The organism is Chitinophaga sp. RCC_12 (assembly GCF_041360695.1).
Lineage (GTDB): Bacteria > Bacteroidota > Bacteroidia > Chitinophagales > Chitinophagaceae > Chitinophaga.
The window spans coordinates 1-19,070 of the sequence record NZ_JBFUPS010000016.1 but is presented as its reverse complement, the minus strand read 5'-3'; the positions used below and the strand labels follow the sequence as shown (position 1 = coordinate 19,070).

General features: G+C 46.0%; 15 protein-coding genes and 1 rRNA gene. 10 read left to right on the top strand and 6 right to left on the bottom strand.

Annotated features, from left to right (window positions below; translation table 11 throughout):
• Positions 1–39: 39 nt before the first annotated feature.
• Both AB6805_RS30985 and lysA read right to left on the bottom strand, forming a co-directional pair.
• On the bottom strand, positions 40–2,373 hold the full coding sequence (locus AB6805_RS30985) for a GAF domain-containing protein (RefSeq protein ID WP_370913317.1): 2,334 nt from the start codon (positions 2,371–2,373) through the stop codon (positions 40–42).
• Positions 2,374–2,595: 222 nt separating this feature from the next.
• Positions 2,596–3,819, bottom strand: a complete 1,224-nt coding sequence (lysA, locus tag AB6805_RS30980) for a diaminopimelate decarboxylase (protein ID WP_370913316.1) — start codon at positions 3,817–3,819, stop codon at positions 2,596–2,598.
• A 515-nt stretch (positions 3,820–4,334) separates the two neighbouring features.
• Here lysA and AB6805_RS30975 point away from each other — a divergent pair.
• Entirely contained in the window at positions 4,335–5,690 is a 1,356-nt protein-coding gene (locus AB6805_RS30975) for an ATP-binding protein (protein WP_370913315.1), read from the top strand.
• Between the two features lie 71 nt (positions 5,691–5,761).
• Here the strand turns inward: AB6805_RS30975 and AB6805_RS30970 are convergent, their stop codons facing one another.
• Together AB6805_RS30970 and AB6805_RS30965 are read right to left on the bottom strand one after the other, a co-directional pair.
• Complete coding sequence (locus AB6805_RS30970; RefSeq protein ID WP_370913314.1) at positions 5,762–6,160, bottom strand: RNA-binding S4 domain-containing protein; 399 nt, start codon at positions 6,158–6,160, stop codon at positions 5,762–5,764.
• A 48-nt stretch (positions 6,161–6,208) separates the two neighbouring features.
• Positions 6,209–7,579 (bottom strand): dipeptidase, encoded by a 1,371-nt coding sequence (locus AB6805_RS30965; protein ID WP_370913313.1) that lies wholly within the window; start codon positions 7,577–7,579, stop codon positions 6,209–6,211.
• Positions 7,580–7,810: 231 nt separating this feature from the next.
• Here AB6805_RS30965 and AB6805_RS30960 point away from each other — a divergent pair, with 231 nt between their 5' ends.
• Positions 7,811–8,584, top strand: a complete 774-nt coding sequence (locus tag AB6805_RS30960) for a hypothetical protein (RefSeq protein WP_370913312.1) — start codon at positions 7,811–7,813, stop codon at positions 8,582–8,584.
• 113 nt (positions 8,585–8,697) lie between these two features.
• Here AB6805_RS30960 and AB6805_RS30955 read toward each other — a convergent pair whose 3' ends face one another.
• Positions 8,698–9,162: a response regulator gene (locus AB6805_RS30955; RefSeq protein ID WP_370913311.1), complete on the bottom strand. Its 465-nt coding sequence runs from the start codon at positions 9,160–9,162 to the stop codon at positions 8,698–8,700.
• 388 nt (positions 9,163–9,550) lie between these two features.
• Here AB6805_RS30955 and AB6805_RS30950 point away from each other — a divergent pair, with 388 nt between their 5' ends.
• The 4 genes from AB6805_RS30950 to AB6805_RS30935 all read left to right on the top strand — a co-directional run bounded on the left by AB6805_RS30950 (position 9,551) and on the right by AB6805_RS30935 (position 12,428).
• Entirely contained in the window at positions 9,551–10,129 is a 579-nt protein-coding gene (locus tag AB6805_RS30950; protein WP_370913310.1) for a LemA family protein, read from the top strand.
• A gap of 86 nt (positions 10,130–10,215) precedes the next feature.
• The gene (locus AB6805_RS30945; protein WP_370913308.1) at positions 10,216–10,674 is read left to right on the top strand and encodes a TPM domain-containing protein; all 459 of its coding nucleotides are present in this window, start codon (positions 10,216–10,218) and stop codon (positions 10,672–10,674) included.
• Positions 10,675–10,709: 35 nt separating this feature from the next.
• Entirely contained in the window at positions 10,710–11,489 is a 780-nt protein-coding gene (locus AB6805_RS30940; RefSeq protein WP_370913307.1) for a YgcG family protein, read from the top strand.
• 18 nt (positions 11,490–11,507) lie between these two features.
• Positions 11,508–12,428: a hypothetical protein gene (locus AB6805_RS30935; protein WP_370913306.1), complete on the top strand. Its 921-nt coding sequence runs from the start codon at positions 11,508–11,510 to the stop codon at positions 12,426–12,428.
• A 213-nt stretch (positions 12,429–12,641) separates the two neighbouring features.
• On the opposite strand, the gene AB6805_RS30930 is transcribed toward AB6805_RS30935, so the two are convergent.
• Positions 12,642–15,188: a M1 family aminopeptidase gene (locus AB6805_RS30930; RefSeq protein WP_370913305.1), complete on the bottom strand. Its 2,547-nt coding sequence runs from the start codon at positions 15,186–15,188 to the stop codon at positions 12,642–12,644.
• A gap of 135 nt (positions 15,189–15,323) precedes the next feature.
• Between AB6805_RS30930 and AB6805_RS30925 the strand changes: the two genes are divergently transcribed.
• The 4 genes from AB6805_RS30925 to AB6805_RS30910 form a co-directional block, all read left to right on the top strand.
• The gene (locus AB6805_RS30925) at positions 15,324–15,821 is read left to right on the top strand and encodes a biotin/lipoyl-containing protein (RefSeq protein WP_370913304.1); all 498 of its coding nucleotides are present in this window, start codon (positions 15,324–15,326) and stop codon (positions 15,819–15,821) included.
• A gap of 36 nt (positions 15,822–15,857) precedes the next feature.
• The gene (locus AB6805_RS30920) at positions 15,858–17,369 is read left to right on the top strand and encodes a DUF4476 domain-containing protein (RefSeq protein WP_370913303.1); all 1,512 of its coding nucleotides are present in this window, start codon (positions 15,858–15,860) and stop codon (positions 17,367–17,369) included.
• Between the two features lie 108 nt (positions 17,370–17,477).
• Positions 17,478–18,242: a tRNA pseudouridine(38-40) synthase TruA gene (gene truA / locus AB6805_RS30915; RefSeq protein WP_370913302.1), complete on the top strand. Its 765-nt coding sequence runs from the start codon at positions 17,478–17,480 to the stop codon at positions 18,240–18,242.
• 552 nt (positions 18,243–18,794) lie between these two features.
• Positions 18,795–19,070: ribosomal RNA gene (locus tag AB6805_RS30910) — 16S ribosomal RNA — on the top strand; the annotation flags it as partial.

Below are 19,070 nucleotides of genomic sequence, written 5' to 3'. Positions count from 1 at the left end.
TCTTTTTTTGTGTCACCCAACGGGCAACGTATCCTCGCTTCACAGCGGAGCTTCCATATTTACTTTCACGCGGAGCGCTTTCAATCCACTCACACCTTGTAACTCTTCCAGGTCCAGCATTTCAATTTCCGGCAACAGTATTTTCTTGCTTTGCAGGAAAGTGATATACTTTTTCAGTTCTTCCATTTCCCTCACATAAGAGTATACCATTGCAATGGTACCAGGCTGCGTTAACCGCTCGCCGGTATCTTTTATGTGTACTTTATCAATGCGTTTTTTGATGATCTCATAACGCACATTGTAAGCGCCTTCCACATCAAACCGGCGTTCATCGCTGCGGAAGCTGATGGTGATAGGAGCGCTGTGCATCAGGATCATCTGCGTGGTTTGCAGCGGGACTTTTAATTTAGGCCCCAGTTTATGCGTAAGTCTTGCGATATGCGCCATAGAGGAAAGTTGCCACAGGCGCAGGTTGCGCAGGTATAGCTGGTCAAACTTCTTTTCCTGGGCAATCGACTGGCCAATATAAATAGTATACTCCACGCCATCGGTGCGGTACTTTTCAAAGTAGCAGGGGAAAGAATGCTGGATATACTGGCGTTCTTTCTCCAGGTACTGGCTGATGGCTGTGTTGATGCTGGCTAAACTGTCTTCATATTCCCTCCGGTGATGATAAACATGTCCTTCCGATTTGTCCATCTGGGCAAAATAGCTGGCCAGTAAGGGTTTCAGATCTTCATTATCTTCACAGAGATGTTCCAGTACAGGCTGTATCTCCTGGTCCATGAATTCATTCACTTTCAGGTCTTCGCCCGCCTGCAGGCTGTTACTGAGATTGTCGAGCAGGTCATTTGTTTTAAACTGCAGTTCTTCCAGTAAAGGCAGGTGAATGGTTTTACCGATGGTTTCAAGAGTATCGCGGATCAGTTCCAGCTGTTCCTGCAAATCCTCGCGGATAGCGGTGCCTTGCTGTACAGATGAGTTGCGGATATCCACAGCGCCATAAAGCGGGTATACCTCATCAAAGCTGATGCTTTCAATATCTTTTCTTTCTTCTTCGGGTGTCAGTAGGTAACTCCAGGCAGCGTCCACAAACTTCCATTCTACGGAAGGCTGTAATGCAGTAAACTGGTCTTTGATCACTTCATTCAGCCGGTTCTCGAGGATATTCATGCTGCGGTTCAGCATGAGCACCAGCAGGGGATAGGTGTTTTGCAGCTTCCACAGCGGGTCAGCCGACAAGCGGTTGGGAGTGGAGGAGGCCAGCTCCAGCACGCCCAGTATTTCCTTTTTATGGGTGATCGGGAGTATGAGAAAACTCCGGATGTTCTTGATTGGCAAATATTTCAGGAATGCGTGGGGCGCAATAGACGCCTCATTTACATCCGGAACAATCAGCGGCGCAGGGTTTTGCTGCGCATGTTCCAGCAGCAGCTGGAAAAAGTGTTGCTGTTGTTTTTTGTTGCCAACTCCCAGGATCGGATCGGTATTGGAAAATTGTTCTTCCAGTACGTTCTTGCCATTCACTTTGGGGAAAGGTACCAGGTGGGCGGTTACATCAGGTATGCCCAAAATAACCGGGATCATTTTCTCCAGGGTGCGGTAGCTCTCCACCTCGTTACTGGCACGCATGTTCATCACCAGGCTCTTGATATTATTGAGCGTTTCCGACTGGGTTACATCTTTCACGGTCCAGATAACAAAGCCTTCCAAAGAAAACATGCTGGTAGGCAACAGCTCCTGCAGGGCATCCGGCGTAATCTGTTTGGAACAGAACATGTCATAGTTCAGGTGCGGCAGTTCACCGTTTACCTTTACATCTACAAACCTGGGATCAATATTTACTTTCACATAACGTTTACCACCATCCGGCGTTTCCAGCGTATGGATGATATCGTTCTTATAGTTCATGGGAAAGTGGAATACCTTTTCCAGGATCAGTTTATATAACCAGGTGATCTTGTCTTTTTTTACCTGTGCAATGGAAATGCCGTCCGGAACGGCCGATAACTCGGAGCCGTTTTCTGCAAATAGCTGTTTAAAGAGATCAGAATAATGGAAGATGGCGAACTTAAACGGAACGCCTATGCCATAGATGTCTTTGCTGGAATCCGTGGTCACCGGGAAAATGGCGGCTATCAATAGATCCAGGTATTCCTTATAAGCGCTGAGATCACCATTGCCGGGAATGGGTTTGAGTATTTCCGGGTTACTTTCAAATTTATCAATGATCAGTTTATAGAAAGACGAACGGGCTTCTCCTTCATGTGTTACCTTTTCCTTCAGATAATTGAGGAAGGGTACGAATGATATATTGGATTCAATTACTTTATCATCGTTAAATATACCGGGGTGTGCAGTTAAAACTTTCATATTATCGTACAATTATAACCAAAGGCTGTCCTTTTAGTGCCAGTAATAAATTCTTATTACAATTTACAGTAAAACATTGCAGGAATAACAGAGGAGGGTACTAATGTAGACGCAAAGGTAGGGGAAATATTGTATCAATATTGAATTCCGGGATTCAGGTATTTGTCAAATCTGGTATACACCTGATAATCAAATACCTGAATCCGTGGAAATCCGGAAGATTTATTGCAATTCGATCTGGTTTTTAAGCAGATCTTCCAAAGTATCACGCTTGCGGATCAGGTGTGGTTTGCCTTCTTTTACCAGTACTTCCGCCGGTTTCAGGCGGGAGTTAAAGTTAGAGGACATTTCAAAACCATAGGCGCCGGCGTTATAAAACACCAGGTAATCGCCTTCCCTTACCTCATTGATCTTACGGTCCCATCCAAAAGTGTCTGTTTCACAGATATTACCCACCACTGTATAGATCCGCTCCGTGCCCTTCGGGTTGGAAATATTACGGATCAGGTGGAACGCCTCGTAAAACATCGGCCGGATCAGGTGGTTGAAGCCTGAATTCACGCCTACAAATACGTTGGCGGTAGTTTGCTTGATCACGTTGGCCTTTACTACAAAGTAACCGCTCTGGCTTACGAGGAATTTTCCTGGTTCAAACCACAGCTGCAGCGGGCGTACGTATGATTTAGCAAAGTTATTGAACGCTTCGCTCAGTTTTTTGCCGAGCAGGTCGATGTCTGTTTCAGGATCTCCCTGTTGGTAAGCTACCTTAAAGCCGCTGCCCAGGTCAATAGATTCCAGGTCAGGGAAGTGTTGCACCATTTCAAACATCACTTCCACGCCCCGCAGGAACACGTCTACATCCTTTATTTCAGAGCCGGTGTGCATGTGCAGGCCGGTTACTTTCAGTTTAGTAGAATTGATAATGCGTTCGATATGCCGCATCTGGTGGATGGAAATACCAAACTTGCTATCAATATGCCCGGTAGAGATCTTGAAATTTCCGCCCGCCATAATATGTGGGTTCAGGCGGATACAGATCGGATAACTGCCACCGAACTTGTTGCCAAACTGCTCCAGGATGGAGAGGTTGTCTATATTAATGATTACGCCCAGGTCTTTCGCTGCAATAATTTCCTGCAGGTCTACACAGTTAGGCGTAAAGATGATATTCTTCGGATCAAAGCCAGCCCTGAGGCCCAGTTGTACTTCCTGGATCGACACCGTGTCCAGGCCGCAACCAATAGAATTGATGTACTTAAGGATATTGATGTTGGTCAATGCCTTACAGGCGTAGAAAAAGCGGGTGTCAGACTTATGAAAGGCCTTTTGCAGCTTTTCATACTGGGTTTTAATCTTTTCTGCATGGTATATATATACCGGGGTACCAAATTCTTCTGCTACTTTCACAAGGAAATCGGCAGTAAGTACGTCGCTTTGTTTAGGCATTGAAAATCCTTAGTTTAAGAATGAGGATGCAAAATTACTACGCAAAAGTGAGAAATTGTAGAAAAAAGGGAGAATCCCCGGTAGTGGAGGTACTTATTAATAAATTCATGTATTTATGGGGCCATACAAATTTGACAGAACAGCCTTCAAGATCAAAACATATGCTGAGTCCGATGCGGATAATGTCGATTTAAGCCTTTCGCTGGCTGAACGGCTCCGTCAGGCATGGTATCTAACATCAAAAGCCTATGGTTTTGATTTGAATAACCCGCCACGGATGGATAAGACTGTATTTTCATGTAGGAAACAGAAGTAATAATGGGACAAGTGTTTTCTAATCCGGAATATAGTCATTAGGCGCTATGCTGGCGCTTTGTATGGTAGCTCCCAGTATCTGCCGTTTTTGCTGCCCTGGTTTTGTTACAAAAAGAGATCAAAACAGGGCTTGTTTTGTTACAAAATTAGAATAAATTTGGGCTTGTTCTGTGACAAATTTGAAAAAAATATCCTCTGGCATGTCATTTAAAAGAAATATTGAAAAATATCTTAATGTTTGGAAGTTAAGCGATAATCGGAAACCCCTGATCATCAGAGGAGCACGTCAGGTAGGAAAAACAACACTGATACGAGATTTTGCTAAGACTTATCAGTATAGAATTATACTTAATCTGGAGAAGCCTAATGATCGGAGTTATTTTGAAGATTTTGATGACGTTCAAACTATTCTGGAAGCGTTGTTATTAGCAAATGCTATTCCTTCGTCTGCTATTGCTGATACGCTTCTTTTTATTGATGAAATTCAGGAGAGTCCAAAAGTTATCCAGTTATTACGGTATTTCTATGAAGAACTACCGGAACTTCATGTGATCAGCGCCGGTTCTCTTTTAGAATTTGCTATGCAAAAGGTACCAAGCTTTCCGGTAGGTAGAGTGGAGTTTTTATATCTCCATCCATTAAATTTTCAGGAATACCTGGAAGCAATAGGTAAACAAGCGTTGTTAGAACATTTACACACAGTTCCGGTAAGGGCAGTTGCTCATAAGTTGTTAATGGATACTTTCCATCGCTATGCAATTATTGGTGGAATGCCGGAAGTAATAAAAATGGATGTTCAGCAGCAAAATCTTTCTGATTTACCAAGGATATATGAAAGTATTTGGGGGACCTATAAAAGTGACGTGGAAAAGTATACGTCTAATGATACCGAAAGAAAAATTATTAAGCACTTGATGGATACCGCTCCGCTGTATCTCGATGAACGTGTAAAATTTCAGGGTTTTGGAAATTCCAACTACCGGTCAAGAGAGGTAGGAGAAGCTTTCAGAACACTTGATGATGCAAAAATTATACGATTGATTTATCCGACTACAGATTTGCACCCACCTCTAAAAACAGATCTAAAGAAGTCACCACGTCTACAGTTTCTGGATACTGGTTTGGTCAATTATTCTCTTGGTATTCAATTAGAAATGTTAGCTATGGATGATTTGAATAGCGCTTATAAAGGCGCTGTTATACCTCATTTAATAACACAGGAGCTTATATCTCTTCAAAGTATTTCAGCCCATAAGCCTAATTTTTGGGTTAGGGAAAAAACACAATCAAATGCAGAGGTTGACCTACTTTTCACCAATCATGATTTAGTTATTCCTATAGAAATAAAATCAGGTGGTACAGGGAGCTTGAAATCACTTCATCAATTCATTGACGCAGCAGATCACCCGTATGCTATTCGTATGTATGCTGGTGTTTTTAAGGTAGAACAAGCCATGACCCCTAATAAAAAGCCCTATCTACTTATGAACTTACCATACTATTTAGGTACATGTTTGCCGCTATATATTGAATGGTTTGTCCAACAGAAACTTTAATGTGTCGCCCAATGGTCGGCTGTAGCCGGTTTCCCTCAGATTAGCTTCATATGCTTTAACAAGGTCTTACACTACTCCTCTTCATCCCCTTCCATAAACCCTTCAATACTCCTCCGGTCTTTCTTCGTGGGCCGGCCAATCTTACTCTGCCGCTTACCTGTCTGAAACACAGAGGCAACAAAGGCGGGCGCCAGTTTATCCTCATCAGGGGTATTGTCTATATAATGTTTAATGGCTTCACTATACGGCACCCGGTTGGAGATAACGCTCACTACTTCAATCACCCACTTACGGGCTTCGCTTCTGATCTCAAATTTATCCCCCGGATTTACGGGCTTAGCGGCTTTCACAGAGGAGCCGTTCATCTTCACTTTACCGCCGTCGCAGGCATCTGCAGCCTGGCTGCGGGTTTTAAACACCCTTATAGACCAGAGATATTTATCTACGCGTACTTTTTCGGTATTACTCATATTCAAAAACTTTAAGCCGGCGGCAACCGGAGCTGCCGCCGGTTTGGCCTATTTACTCATCTCCGCAAAAAATTTGTGGAAATAAGGAATGGTTTCAATGCCTTTGTAATAATTGGCTAAACCATACCTCTCGTTGGGAGAATGCAGGTTGTCGCTGTCCAGTCCAAAGCCCATCAGTACTGTTTTCAGCCCCAGTTCCTTTTCAAACAGCGCCACGATAGGAATACTACCGCCACCGCGCACCGGGATAGGGTCTTTGCCAAAAGTAGCATGGATAGCCTTGTGCGCTGCCTTAAATGCCACCGAGTCGATTGGCGTAACATACGGGCTGCCGCCATGATGCTTGGTTACTTTCACCTTCACACTCTTTGGTGCAATGGCTTCAATATGTTTGGTGAACAGGTCCGATATTTCGTGCCAGTCCTGGTTAGGAACAAGGCGCATGGAAATCTTGGCAAATGCCTTTGATGGCAATACGGTTTTGGAACCTTCGCCGGTATAACCACCCCAGATACCGTTTACTTCCAGTGTTGGCCGGATACCGGTTCTTTCGATAGTGGTAAATCCTTTCTCTCCCCAAACATCCGCTACACCCAGATCTTTTTTATATTCTTCTTCATCAAAAGGAGCGGCATTCAGCGCGGTCCTTTCTGCTGCACTCAGGTCCTGTACTTTATCATAAAAGCCGGGAATGGTGATGTGATTATTTTCATCATGCAGGGAAGCAATCATTTTGGCCAGGATAGTAGCCGGGTTAGCTACGGCGCCACCATATACACCACTGTGCAGGTCGCGGTTAGGACCGGTTACTTCCACTTCCATATAAGCCAGTCCGCGCAGGCCGGTATCAATAGAAGGGTTTTCCAGGCTGATCATGGAGGTATCTGAAATCAATACGACATCCGCTTTCAGGCGCTCTTTGTTATCTTTCAGGAAGATGCCCAGGTTAGCAGAACCTACTTCTTCTTCCCCTTCAATCATAAATTTGATGTTGCAGGGAATCGTGTTGGTTTTGTTCATGGTTTCAAAAGCCTTTACATGCATGTAAAACTGGCCTTTGTCGTCCGCACTGCCACGGGCATAAATATTGCCATCTTTAATTACGGGTTCAAACGGACCGCTGTGCCACAGCTCCAGCGGATCTGCAGGCTGTACATCATAGTGGCCGTATACCAGTACGGTGGGTAAGGAAGGATCTATGATCTTTTCGCCATAAACGATCGGGTGACCAGCAGTCTGACACACTTCTACTTTATCTGCGCCGGCTTCTCCCAAACGTACTTTTACCGCTTCCGCACATTGCTGGGTATCTTTATTGTGACGGGAATCCGCACTCACAGAAGGAATGCGTAACAGCGCCAGTAATTCATCCAGGAAACGATCTTTGTTCTCTGCCTGGTAATCTTTCCAAACTTGCATGATTCTAGGAAATTAAGTTCACAATGTGGTGCAAGTTAAAGGAAAATCAACATTTACAGATTTAGATAGTTTCGAATGGTAGTCCATGCCGTTTTAGAGAGAAGTGAACCGTTATGCCTCCCCGTTTGAATAACATCCAATACGTGATACTCTCCCGTTTGTCAATCTCAAAATTCTGACCGGATACCCTGCTAAGCTTTTATCTTATTTTCAGTAAAAAAATAATCTATTATGGGAAAACAAGTTGGAGTAATCAGCTTTACGGGCAAGCTGGGTAACCTGATCGGTTACCGGAGGAACGGGCAATACTTTGTCCGCACCATGCCCGAAACGGTGCGGCAAACCGCCGCTACCCGGCATGCATCGCGGGATTTCGGGATCGCCAGCAGGAAAGGAAAATTGATCCGCCAGGCTGTCACTCCCCACCTGGATATCAACCGCGATGGCTCATTGGTGAACCGCCTGAACAAAACGCTGATCTCAGCAGGAAAGGATCAATTGCAAATGTTAACCGGCTTCCGGTTCAACAGGCATGCCGGCGTGGAGCAATTCTTCTGCCAGCAGCCGGTGATCTCACCTGCCGGCGTGGTAACCATACCTGCGCAAACCCTGCGGCCGGAAGGCACAGCCACCCACCTGGAAGTGAAGGCCATTGCCGTTCGCGTCAGTTTCCTGGAACGGCGCATCATTGGTAGCCGTACTGCCACTGTAATGATCGGTATGGACACGCCCTGCCGGGATATGGAGCTGGATGTAACGTTGCCGGGAAAAGGAACCTTGCTGGTAATACTACAGGTAAGAAGCTTCAACGGGTCGCTGGCATCAGCCAACCGCCGGTTCATAGCGGCAAACATAGTCACAGTGGTCACACCGGCAGTCACAAAACAGCGGGCGACCATTATACCGGATGTAAGGAAAGTACCCTGTTACAAAGAAGCACGCGGGAAAAAGTACAATACTACCTTGCGTATACCTCACATGGTGGCGGTACATCAAAGGGAATGAGCAGGTGTTCTCCTGATCAAGTCCACCTTGCGTGCAAGGGAAAAGTAAGGCATAAGCAGGCCTGTCCCCATTTTACAGGAACGCCTCGTTATCTTCACTGCCTCTAATAATGATCAGGAAATTAGTTTCTGTCTTACCAGGAACTCCAGTTTCTGGTTTACATCGAGCAATTTGGCGGTTAACTCTTTATTCTCTTTGCGGAGGGCGTACACTTCATATGCCTTTTCGATATTGTGTTTCAACTCCTCTTCATTCCAGGGTTTGGAGAAATATTTATATACCTGTCCTTTGTTAATGGCATCTACTACCGCGTTGATATCGGCATAGCCGGTCAGCAGCATACGTATAGGCTCGGGGTACTTTTCCAGTATTGATTCAAAAAACTCTATCCCGGTTGTCTTTGGCATCCGCTGGTCCGAGATAATGATGTGAAATTCCTGTTCTGCCAGCAGCTTTTCCGCGTCTTCTGCAGAATTGGCTGTAACCACGTTGTACAGCCTTCTGAATGAAGCTTTGAAAGCATTCAGATTGTGTATTTCATCATCAATATAGAGAATATGGATGTGTTGTGCACTCATTTAAGCAGACTTAGTTCCAAGTTATTGATAATAAATGAGTTAGAAACAATGAAACTTTCGATATCGATTTTGTATCCATTCTGCCCCATTCACCTTAAATCATACGGTAAAACGTTCAATGTTTTACGCTCAACAAAGGTACATATAAACATACTGTTTTATGATGAATATTTCAAGGATGAATGAACTTTTTTAAAAAATAGCCGTTTCCTTATCCAATAGCGATTTAGTGGGGGAGTTTCCATATTTTCGTGTAGTTATGAAAAGCGCGCGTTAACCGCTTTTTTTATAGCGTTCACCGGTGAAAAAACTACTTACACCGGCAAGCGTAAAATCGGGAATACCTTTTGCACATTTGCCGGCACTTAAAACTTAAATTTAAATTCAGATGAAAACAGGAATTATTGTTATTGTAGTACTCGCGTTGTTGGTCATGTTAGGTTGTGGTAAATACAACGGCCTCGTTACTAAAGACGAAAATGTGAAAAATAAATGGGGAGTGGTACAAAGTAGCTATCAACGCCGTGCTGATCTGATCCCTAACCTGGTGGCCACAGTGAAAGGCGCCGCTAATTTCGAAACTGAAACCCTCGAAAAAGTGATCCAGGCACGCGCCAGCGCTACCCAGATCAAAGTAGATGTGAATGATCTCAGCCCTGAGAAAATTCAACAATACCAGGCTGCACAAGGACAGTTAAGCCAGGCACTGGGCCGCTTACTCGCCGTATCTGAAGCCTACCCCGACCTGAAAGCAAATGCTAATTTCCAGAACCTCCAGGCGCAACTTGAAGGAACGGAAAACAGGATTAACGTAGCCCGTAACGATTTCAACGAAGCGGTAAATGCTTACAACAGCTCCGTTCGTACTTTCCCAAACAACATTGTAGCCGGTATCACTGGCTTTAAACAAAAAGGTTATTTCGAAGCAGCCGCAGGTGCCCAAAATGCTCCCGAGGTTAAATTCTAAAACAACCCTTAAAAGATAAGCTGTCTCCGGGATGCTGGTGCAATACCGGCATCCCCCGGAACAGCAATCCAAAAATTATATTCAGCATGCGCATTTTCCCTTTTAAACGAAAAGAGATTTTTTCAGAAACGGAGAAAGAAAGACTCGTGCAGGCTATCCGGGTGGCAGAACGGCTTACTTCCGGAGAAATCAGGTTGTTTGTAGAAAGCCATTGCAGCTATGTGGATCCTATGGACAGGGCGAAAGAAGCTTTCGTGTCACTCGATATGGGAAAAACAAAATTGCGCAACGGCGTTTTGGTATATGTGGCCATCAAAGACCGGCAGTTTGCGATCCTGGGCGACCAGGGCATACATGAAAAAGTAGGCGACGAATTCTGGGTGAAGGAAGCAGCATTGTTAATCGACCACTTTCAGAGCAATCGTATTATCGATGGCATCGAAGCATGTATAGCGGAAATAGGCGCCTCACTCCGTACCTTTTTCCCGCATGAAGCCGGTAATGATGCGAATGAACTGCCCGACGATATCGTCTTCGGCAAATAAAAGCCACTCTTTTTAACGATTTTAGCTTTGATACAATGAGGATACTACGCTGGTTTTTACCGGGATTATTAATGATGGCGGGTTTGCTGGCAAATGCCCAGAATATACCGCCCCGGCCTAATCCTCCCACTTTAGTCAATGACTTTGCAGGCGTGTTGCTGAAAACGGAAGATGATGCCCTCGAACAAAAAGTAGTGGCCTATTTCGACAGCACCTCCACGCAAATAGCAATTGTTACACTCAAGTCCATCGGTGACTACGATATCAGTCAGGTATCATTAAAAATATTGCGCGACTGGGGAATAGGTACCAAAGGCAAGAACAATGGTATACTTATTCTTGTTTCAGTGGAAGACAGGAAGATCAGGATTGAAACAGGCTATGGCATGGAAGGCGTAGTGCCCGACGCGACCGCCAACCAGATCATTTCACAGATCATAAAGCCAGCTTTCCGTGAAGGACACTACTACCAGGGCCTCGACGGCGCCGTGGAGGCCATTCAGAAAGCAGCTGCCGGCGAGTACCGTGCAGACCCGCGGCAGAGTAAACCCGGCATCAGCCCGGGAGCCGTTTTCCTGATCATCATGGTAATTGTAATCATTGTTTCCATCATCGGCCGTGGCGGTGGTGGAGGCAGAGGTGGCGGTACCACCTATAACAGACGGGGCGGATGGATATGGCCGGTAATCGGCGGTATGGGGGGCTTCGGCAGTGGCAGCAGCGGCGGCGGATGGTCCGGCGGTGGAGGAGGTGGCGGCTTCGGCGGCTTCGGAGGAGGTTCCGGTGGCGGCGGTGGCGCCAGTGGCAGCTGGTAAGAGCATGAAAACTATTTTATGTCATATTTGCATGTGTTAAATGGAGATGCTACCCTTGCCTTGTTCCGGCAAAGCAAGGTGCCGGGAGAGATAGTGGTGTGCCGGGAAATGATGTGCGAAGGCAAAGTAAAGTATACAAAAGACCTCACAGAATTCTTTGAAAGCCGCGCCAAGCATCTCGAATTCCATTACGGAATAGATAAACAAACCTATTATACCAATGTAGTACAGGAGCTGGAGAAATTAGCACTCTCCGGCTCCGCTGCAGATGAAATCGTATTGTGGTTTGAATACGATTTGTTTTGCCAGATCAATATGCTGTTCATCCTTTACTATCTCAGCAGCCGGCTTACTATCCTTCCCCCCATCACCCTGGTAGATCTGCACCATCACCCCACCGCGGATGAATTCCCGCAGATATTTGAACAACGGACACAGCTTCAGCCGGAAGACCTGCTTTGGGCCGCCGACGTATGGGACGCCTGGTGCCTTAGTACCCCACAAGCACTGGAAACCATCAGTAAGCTGCCCGCCGGAAATCTTAAATACCTGCCCGAAGCCATCACCGCACATCTCAAACGCTTTCCCGATATCAATACCGGACTGAACACCATTGAAAACTATTTCCTGCTCCGCCTCGTGCTCGGAAGCTACCGCTGGTACGACCTCTACATGCTTTTCTGGAACGAACTGGAAATATACGGCTTCACCAACTTCCAGCTCGACGTCCTCATCCATCGCATGGCCAATGCCGGCGTCATCGAAGAACACGACCAGATGCTGAAAATCACCAGCCTGGGAAAGGAAATACTGGAAGAAGAAGAAAACTACCTCGACTACATATCGCTCGAGCACCGCTGGCTCGGAGGCGTAAAACTCGCCAACACCCCCTGGCGCTGGGACCCGCAACTCAACGCCCTCGTGGAGATTGAAGCGTAGATTGTCGCGGATTTTGTCTTTCCCGCTGATTACGCTGATTTTACTGATTTACTTTTTTTGATTTTTTTAGGATTAAAAGATAATGGGAGATAAAAGCGATGTCCGGCTTCTATCTCCCATTATCAGTTATAAAAAATAAATCAATTAAAAATCAAAAAAAGTAAATCAGTAAAATCAGCGTAATCAGCGGGAAAGACAAAATCCGCGCACGCGTTATTTAATACTCGCTTTGATCTCCTCCGACGCCTTGCGCAGATAGTCCGCCTGTTTCAGCAGTTCGTCGCGGTTAGCGCCGGTTACGGCAGTGGCTTCCTGCGATTTGCTTTTGCTGATTTCCTGCATCCAGTTGCTGATGTAGGTGCTTACCTGTGAGTTATTAAATTGGGCGGTCATGGCTTTTACCTGGTCCACACCTTTTGTTACAGCAGGGGTGTTGTTGATCTTGGATAAGAAACCCAGGTAGTCGAAAGCAGCATTCAGCTTGTCCTGGCCGGAGGTTTCATCAAATTTTGTTGCCACAAAAGTAACATCTGAAGCGTTGCCTTTCCTGGCATATACACCCGCAATGGCATTCACCAGCTTGCCTTTGGTGTCGCTTTCCAGCTGTTTGGCGATGGTGTATGCTTTTTCCAGATCCAGGGTGGCTAAGCCTTCCAGGCCGGCGGCTTCTACAGCATAGGATTTGTCTTTTGTTGCTGCTTCAAACAAGGCGGCGTACTGCGGATCTTTTAGTTCACCCAGTTGCAGCAGTGCTGCTGCACGTACCAGGGAGCTGGGATCTTGTTTGGCAAGGTCCGTCAAAATAGGCAGGGCGGCTGTTTTCACAGCTGCATTGCTCATGTTCAGCTTTCCGATGGCATAAGTTCTTAAGCCGTGATATTTATCTTTCAAAGCCAGTTGCAACAGTTTCACTGCTTCAGGGTTGGTGGCCTGTGCATCTGCTGCTTCATCTATAGCAATATGGCGGTCCATATAATTAGGCGCATGGGCATATTGATAAGCATAAGTGCTGAACGCCCGGTGGTCGTCTATCTTGGCTAAAACTACCTTATCTGCATCTACATTTACCAGGTCCGGTTTAGCCGTGTAAGAGAAGGTGAAGGAATCAACCCGGTGTTCCATGAAGATGTTATGCCTGTTTGCTTTGCCGCCTTCATAGATGTCAATGGCCATCGGAATGTGCCATACTTTATCTTCTTTCTGGATCTGTTGTAATATAACGGTCACTGTGTTGGCGGCGTCATTATACTTATAGCTGATATCCAGCTGTGGGAAGCCTTTACCAAAATACCATTCGTTGAAGAACCAGTTCATATCCCTGCCGGTTACTTCTTCTACGGCCAAACGCAGCTGATGCGCTTCGGTAGCTTTAAAGGCGTTTGTTTTCAGGTAAACGTTCAGTGATTTGAAGAAGGCAGAATCTCCTATGGCATTGCGGAGCATATGCAGGATACGGCCACCTTTCTGATAGGTGATCTGGTCAAACATATCTTCCTTGTCGTGATAATGGAAGCGTACCAGGTCTTTATCGCCGGCGTATTGCACCATCGACATATACGACTGTGCTGCTTCCAGGCTGTGTTCATCTGCAGCGTCTTTACCATATTTGTGCTCCAGCCACAGGTATTCGCTGTAGTCGGCGAAGGATTCATTCACAGTAAGATTGCTCCACGACTCCGCGGTGGCCAGGTCGCCAAACCAGTGGTGGAACAGTTCATGTGCAATTACGCCTTCATTGTAGTTGTTATTGTCGAGCAGCTCCCGGTCCGTTTTCTGTATAAACTCCCCGTGAAGGGTGGCGGTGGTGTTTTCCATAGCACCGGAAACGTAATCGCGGCCGGTGATCTGGGAGTATTTCACCCAGGGATAATCATATCCCAGTATTTTAGAGTAGAAGGTGAGCATTTCAGGCGTATTACCAAAAATGTTTCTGGCATATTTCTCAAAAGGCTTTTCCACATAATAGCTTACTTCTTTGCCGCGCCAGGTATCTTTTACAATGGCATATTCGCCTACCGCCATCATAAACAGGTAAGGGGAGTGGGGGAGATCCATCTTCCAGGTATCTGTACGGGTACCGTCGGCATTATTTTTCTGGCTTACCAGTTTACCATTGGAAAGGGTAACATATTTCTTTTCAACGGTCATGCTGATTTCCTCGGTGCACTTCTGGTTGGTTTTATCGATAGTAGGAAACCAGGCAGAAGAGCTTTCTGTTTCGCCCTGCGTCCATATCTGGGTGGGCTTTTTGGGATCTTTGCCATCGGGGTTGATAAAATAGAGTCCTTTGGCATCAGAAATAGCGGCGCTTCCCTTTACTTTGAGTTCATCGGGTTTTGCTGTATAGCTGATATAGATGATATATGATTCGGTGGCTTTGTAGCTTTTATCCAAAGCGATGTGCAGTTGGAGGTCGTCGTAGCTGTATTTCAGCGGACTGCTTTTACCTGCTTTAACTACGGCCACTTCTTTAATATCCATGCCTTTGGCGTCCAGGGTGAGGGAGTCGGCGGCATAAAAATGCGGCCTGAGGGTTATCCAGGCTTTGCCATAGAGGTACCGCTTGGCGTAGTCGAAACGTACGTCCAGCTTAGTGTGTACCAGATCGTTCACTTTAGTGGCGGATGCGCGGTAGATCTTTAGTGCGGGGTCTTCCTGGGCAGCTTTGTCAGATTGGGCCATCAGGGAAGTGCTCATCCCGAGTCCGGCTATTCCTCCGATCAGCATCCCCATCAGGGATTGCTTCAGATGTAGATTCATGTAAAAGACTGTTTTAAACAAATGTATCGGCTTGCGCCAATTAAAAAGAGTCAAATTTAAACAAATGGGCCAAATATGAGGTAAGTGGTTAAAAATGCTATTTTTGTTGAGCTTACAGGCCAATAAAACAGCATTATGATCAAAGCAATAGTGAATGGTAAATCTACATTTGCCGTTAATAACGATACCAAACTTACCTGCGATAACCAGGAAGTGGACTGGTCGGCAGTGAAGCTGCCTACCGGCGATTACAGCGTTATAATGGACGGCCGCAGCTACCAGGCGCAGGTGTTGAGGATAGAGAAAGATACTAAAACCGTGGTGTTACAGGTAAATCAGCAACAGTTTGAAGTGGTGATAGAAGAACCGATCGACCAGCTGCTGGCCTCCATGGGGATCAAGGATGCGATGACCAAAAAGGTGAATGACATCAAGGCGCCGATGCCCGGACTGGTACTGAAAGTGCTGGTAACCGCAGGTCAGGCCATCAAAAAGGGCGACCCGGTGCTGATCCTGGAAGCCATGAAAATGGAGAACGTATTCAAGGCCGGCTCAGATGCTATCGTAAAAGAAATCAAGGTAAAAGAGCGCACCGCCGTGGAAAAAGGTGAGGTGCTGATCGTGCTGGAATAATATTTGCACAAGGACAGTTTTATACCAATATATAGTATGCATCTCAAATACAGGACAGTAATATTCGTATGGGCATGTCTGTTACTATGCGGCCGGCTGTGGGCGCAGGAACAACTCCACTACGTGTATATTCAGAGCGAGAAGGGACAGCCGTTTTATGTAAAACATAACGGCAAAGTGCTGAGTTCCACCGAAAGGGGCTACATCATTATCCCCCGGCTGGAAACAGGTACAGCCCCCATTACGGTGGGTTTTCCAAACAAAGAATCCAGGGAAGCACAGTTTAACCTTAGAATAACAAAAGGTGATCAGGGCTTTCTGTTGAAACAGTCCGGCGAAGCCGGTTATTCTTTATATAACCTTCAAACTTTCCGGGAACTGAAATCAGATGCCGGCGAAACGGCACTGGCAGCAGCGCCTCCCGCCGCAGATTCCATTGTGCCGGAGCTGGACACGGCCAAAAAGGAAATGATGTCCAACCTGCAGAAAGACCTGGAAACTACTTTTGCCGATAAAGCAATTGTAACCGGTCCTGCTAAAACAGCTCCCGCCAAATCCGGCAATCCTTTTGCTTCTGCGCTGGATAAAGTAGTGGTAGGCGGCGACGACAGGAATGAGCCGGAGCCAGAGCCGGAAGTGAAAAAAGAAGCAGCTCCTGCGGAAGTGGCGCCGGTGGCTGCTGAAGCAGAGGTGAAGAAACCCCGGAAGAAGCGTAATAAAGGAGAAAGAGAGCCTTTAACAGAAGAGGAACAGGCGATTTTGAGCAGTGTGCTGGCAGAAGAAGGTAAAGCCGCCGCCGGCGAAGCTGCTGTAGAAGCTGAAACCACCGCCGCTCCTGCCGGAGAGCCGGTGAAAAAGAGATCAAAGAAACATAAAGCAAAAGAAGGAGATCCTGACTTTATAGAATTCCAGGATGATGCAGCTCCTGCAGCAGCAGCTGCTACTACGGAAGCTGCTGCGCCGGTAGTGGTGGAAGTGCCGGTAACCGCTACAGAAGAAGCGCCGGTACGCGCCAAAAAGAAGAAGAAAAAGATCTTTGATGATACAGAGCACCCGGCAAATATCATCACCGATTCCAGTGGCTATGGTATTGCTGTTACAGAAGAAGAACCGGTAAGAAGCAAAAAGAAGAAGAAACGCAGTGAGGAAGAAGTGGCAATTGCAGATGCAGCAGGAGCGCCGGTGGGAGCAGAAGTGGCGCCTGAAATGACGACCGCTGAAAAGAAGAAAGCCGATGCACGCCTGATCAACTCAGATTGCACCAATGTAATGGATGATGATACTTTCCGCAAGGTGTTACGCAAATTCGTAGCTGCCAGAACGGATAACAGTATGATCGAAGTATTTAAGAAACAAACCCGCAACTATTGCCTGCAAACGGTTCAGGTGAAAACCCTGGTACAGTTGCTCACGGCGGATGATACGCGCTATCGCCTGCTGGATACGGCCTATTCCAAAACAGTGGATACCGAGAAATATGGCTCCCTGGAAACCCTGTTAATAGATGATTATTACAGGGGCCGGTTCAAAGCCATGTTGCATAAATAATATAACCTTCATTATTACGGAGTTATAGGAAGATGGATCACAGGATCATCTGACTATAACTCCGTAATTCATTCCGGATAGTCCGTAATTCTTTATTTTCGCCCCCATATGAACAGGTACTTTATTGAAGTTGGATATAAGGGGGCGCAGTACAGCGGTTTCCAGGTACAGGAAAATGCACATACCGTGCAGGCGGAAATAGACCACGCGCTGAGTACATTATTCCGGGAAAAGACGGAGAGCACTGGCTCCAGCAGAACTGATGCCGGCGTAAACGCGCAACAGAACTTCCTGCACTTTGATACAGAATTGCCCCTGCATCCGCAGTTCCTGTATAAGATCAACGCCATTTTGCCCGATGATATCGTGCTGCGGGCTATCTACCAGGTACCGCCGGATGCCAACAGCCGGTTTGCCGCATTGGCCCGCTCCTATGAGTATACTTTATATACCCGCAAAGATCCTTTTCTGAAGGACAGGGGATACTTTTTCCCTTATAAGATGGATATCGCTGCATTGCAGGAGGCAGCAGAAGTGATTAAGGGTTATAGCGACTTTACCACTTTCTCGAAGCGCAATACACAGGTGAAGACTTATATCTGCAATATTACCGAGTCGTACTGGACGGTAGATGGAGAACGTATAGTCTATAACGTTACAGCCAACCGTTTCCTGCGTGGTATGGTACGCGGCCTGGTGGGAACGATGCTGAGAGTGGGGCGTGGTAAGCTTTCTATAGATCAGTTTAAGGCAGCGATAGAGAGCCTCGATTGTACAAATGCTGACTTTGCAGTTCCTCCGCAGGGTTTGTTTTTAATGAAAGTAAGATATCCTGATGGGTTGCTGCAGCCAATAAGCTTTGATCGTCAATAATTCTTTGTCTCTGTAATCCTTTGTAGTAAAGGGTTACAGAGAAATATAAAAAATAGTCGGGTTAAAAAGTTGGAAGTGTAAAAATTCCGCCTACCTTTGCGCTCCGCTTTGATAGAAAGCACGCATACAAAAGCTCTTTCCGACACTATATTTCTACACTTATTTCATCATGGCGGTACAGCCGTAATACCTGGTATCAGTGCTTCTGCGATCAGCCACCATGAAAAAATAAAATTTGAAAAAATCTTTAAAAAGATTTGGTAGAAAACAAAAGTTGATTACCTTTGCAACCCCAACAACAACGGGGCAACAAACGGAAAGCGAAAGTTGCAGAAAAAGTTGAATAAGATGTTTGGCAAAAGAGCCACAGAGATCGGATCTCACACATCAGCAATGATCATGTAAGATGGTCAAAAGTTCTTTGAAAGATTGGAAACAACAGCACGAATCTAAGTAGTGATGCTTAGGTTCAAACAGGTAATGTACAGCTAAACATAATTAATAAAGATCCGATTGATTTCGAGAGAAATTAGTCAGTATCAAAACTTCTTTACAATGGAGAGTTTGATCCTGGCTCAGGATGAACGCTAGCGGCAGGCCTAATACATGCAAGTCGAGGGGCAGCACAGGTAGCAATACTGGGTGGCGACCGGCAAACGGGTGCGGAACACGTACGCAACCTTCCTTTAAGCGGGGAATAGCCCAGAGAAATTTGGATTAATACCCCATAAGAATGTGATCTGGCATCAGATAGCATTTAAAGATTTATCACTTAAAGATGGGCGTGCGTCTGATTAGGTAGTTGGTGAGGTAACGGCTCACCAAGCC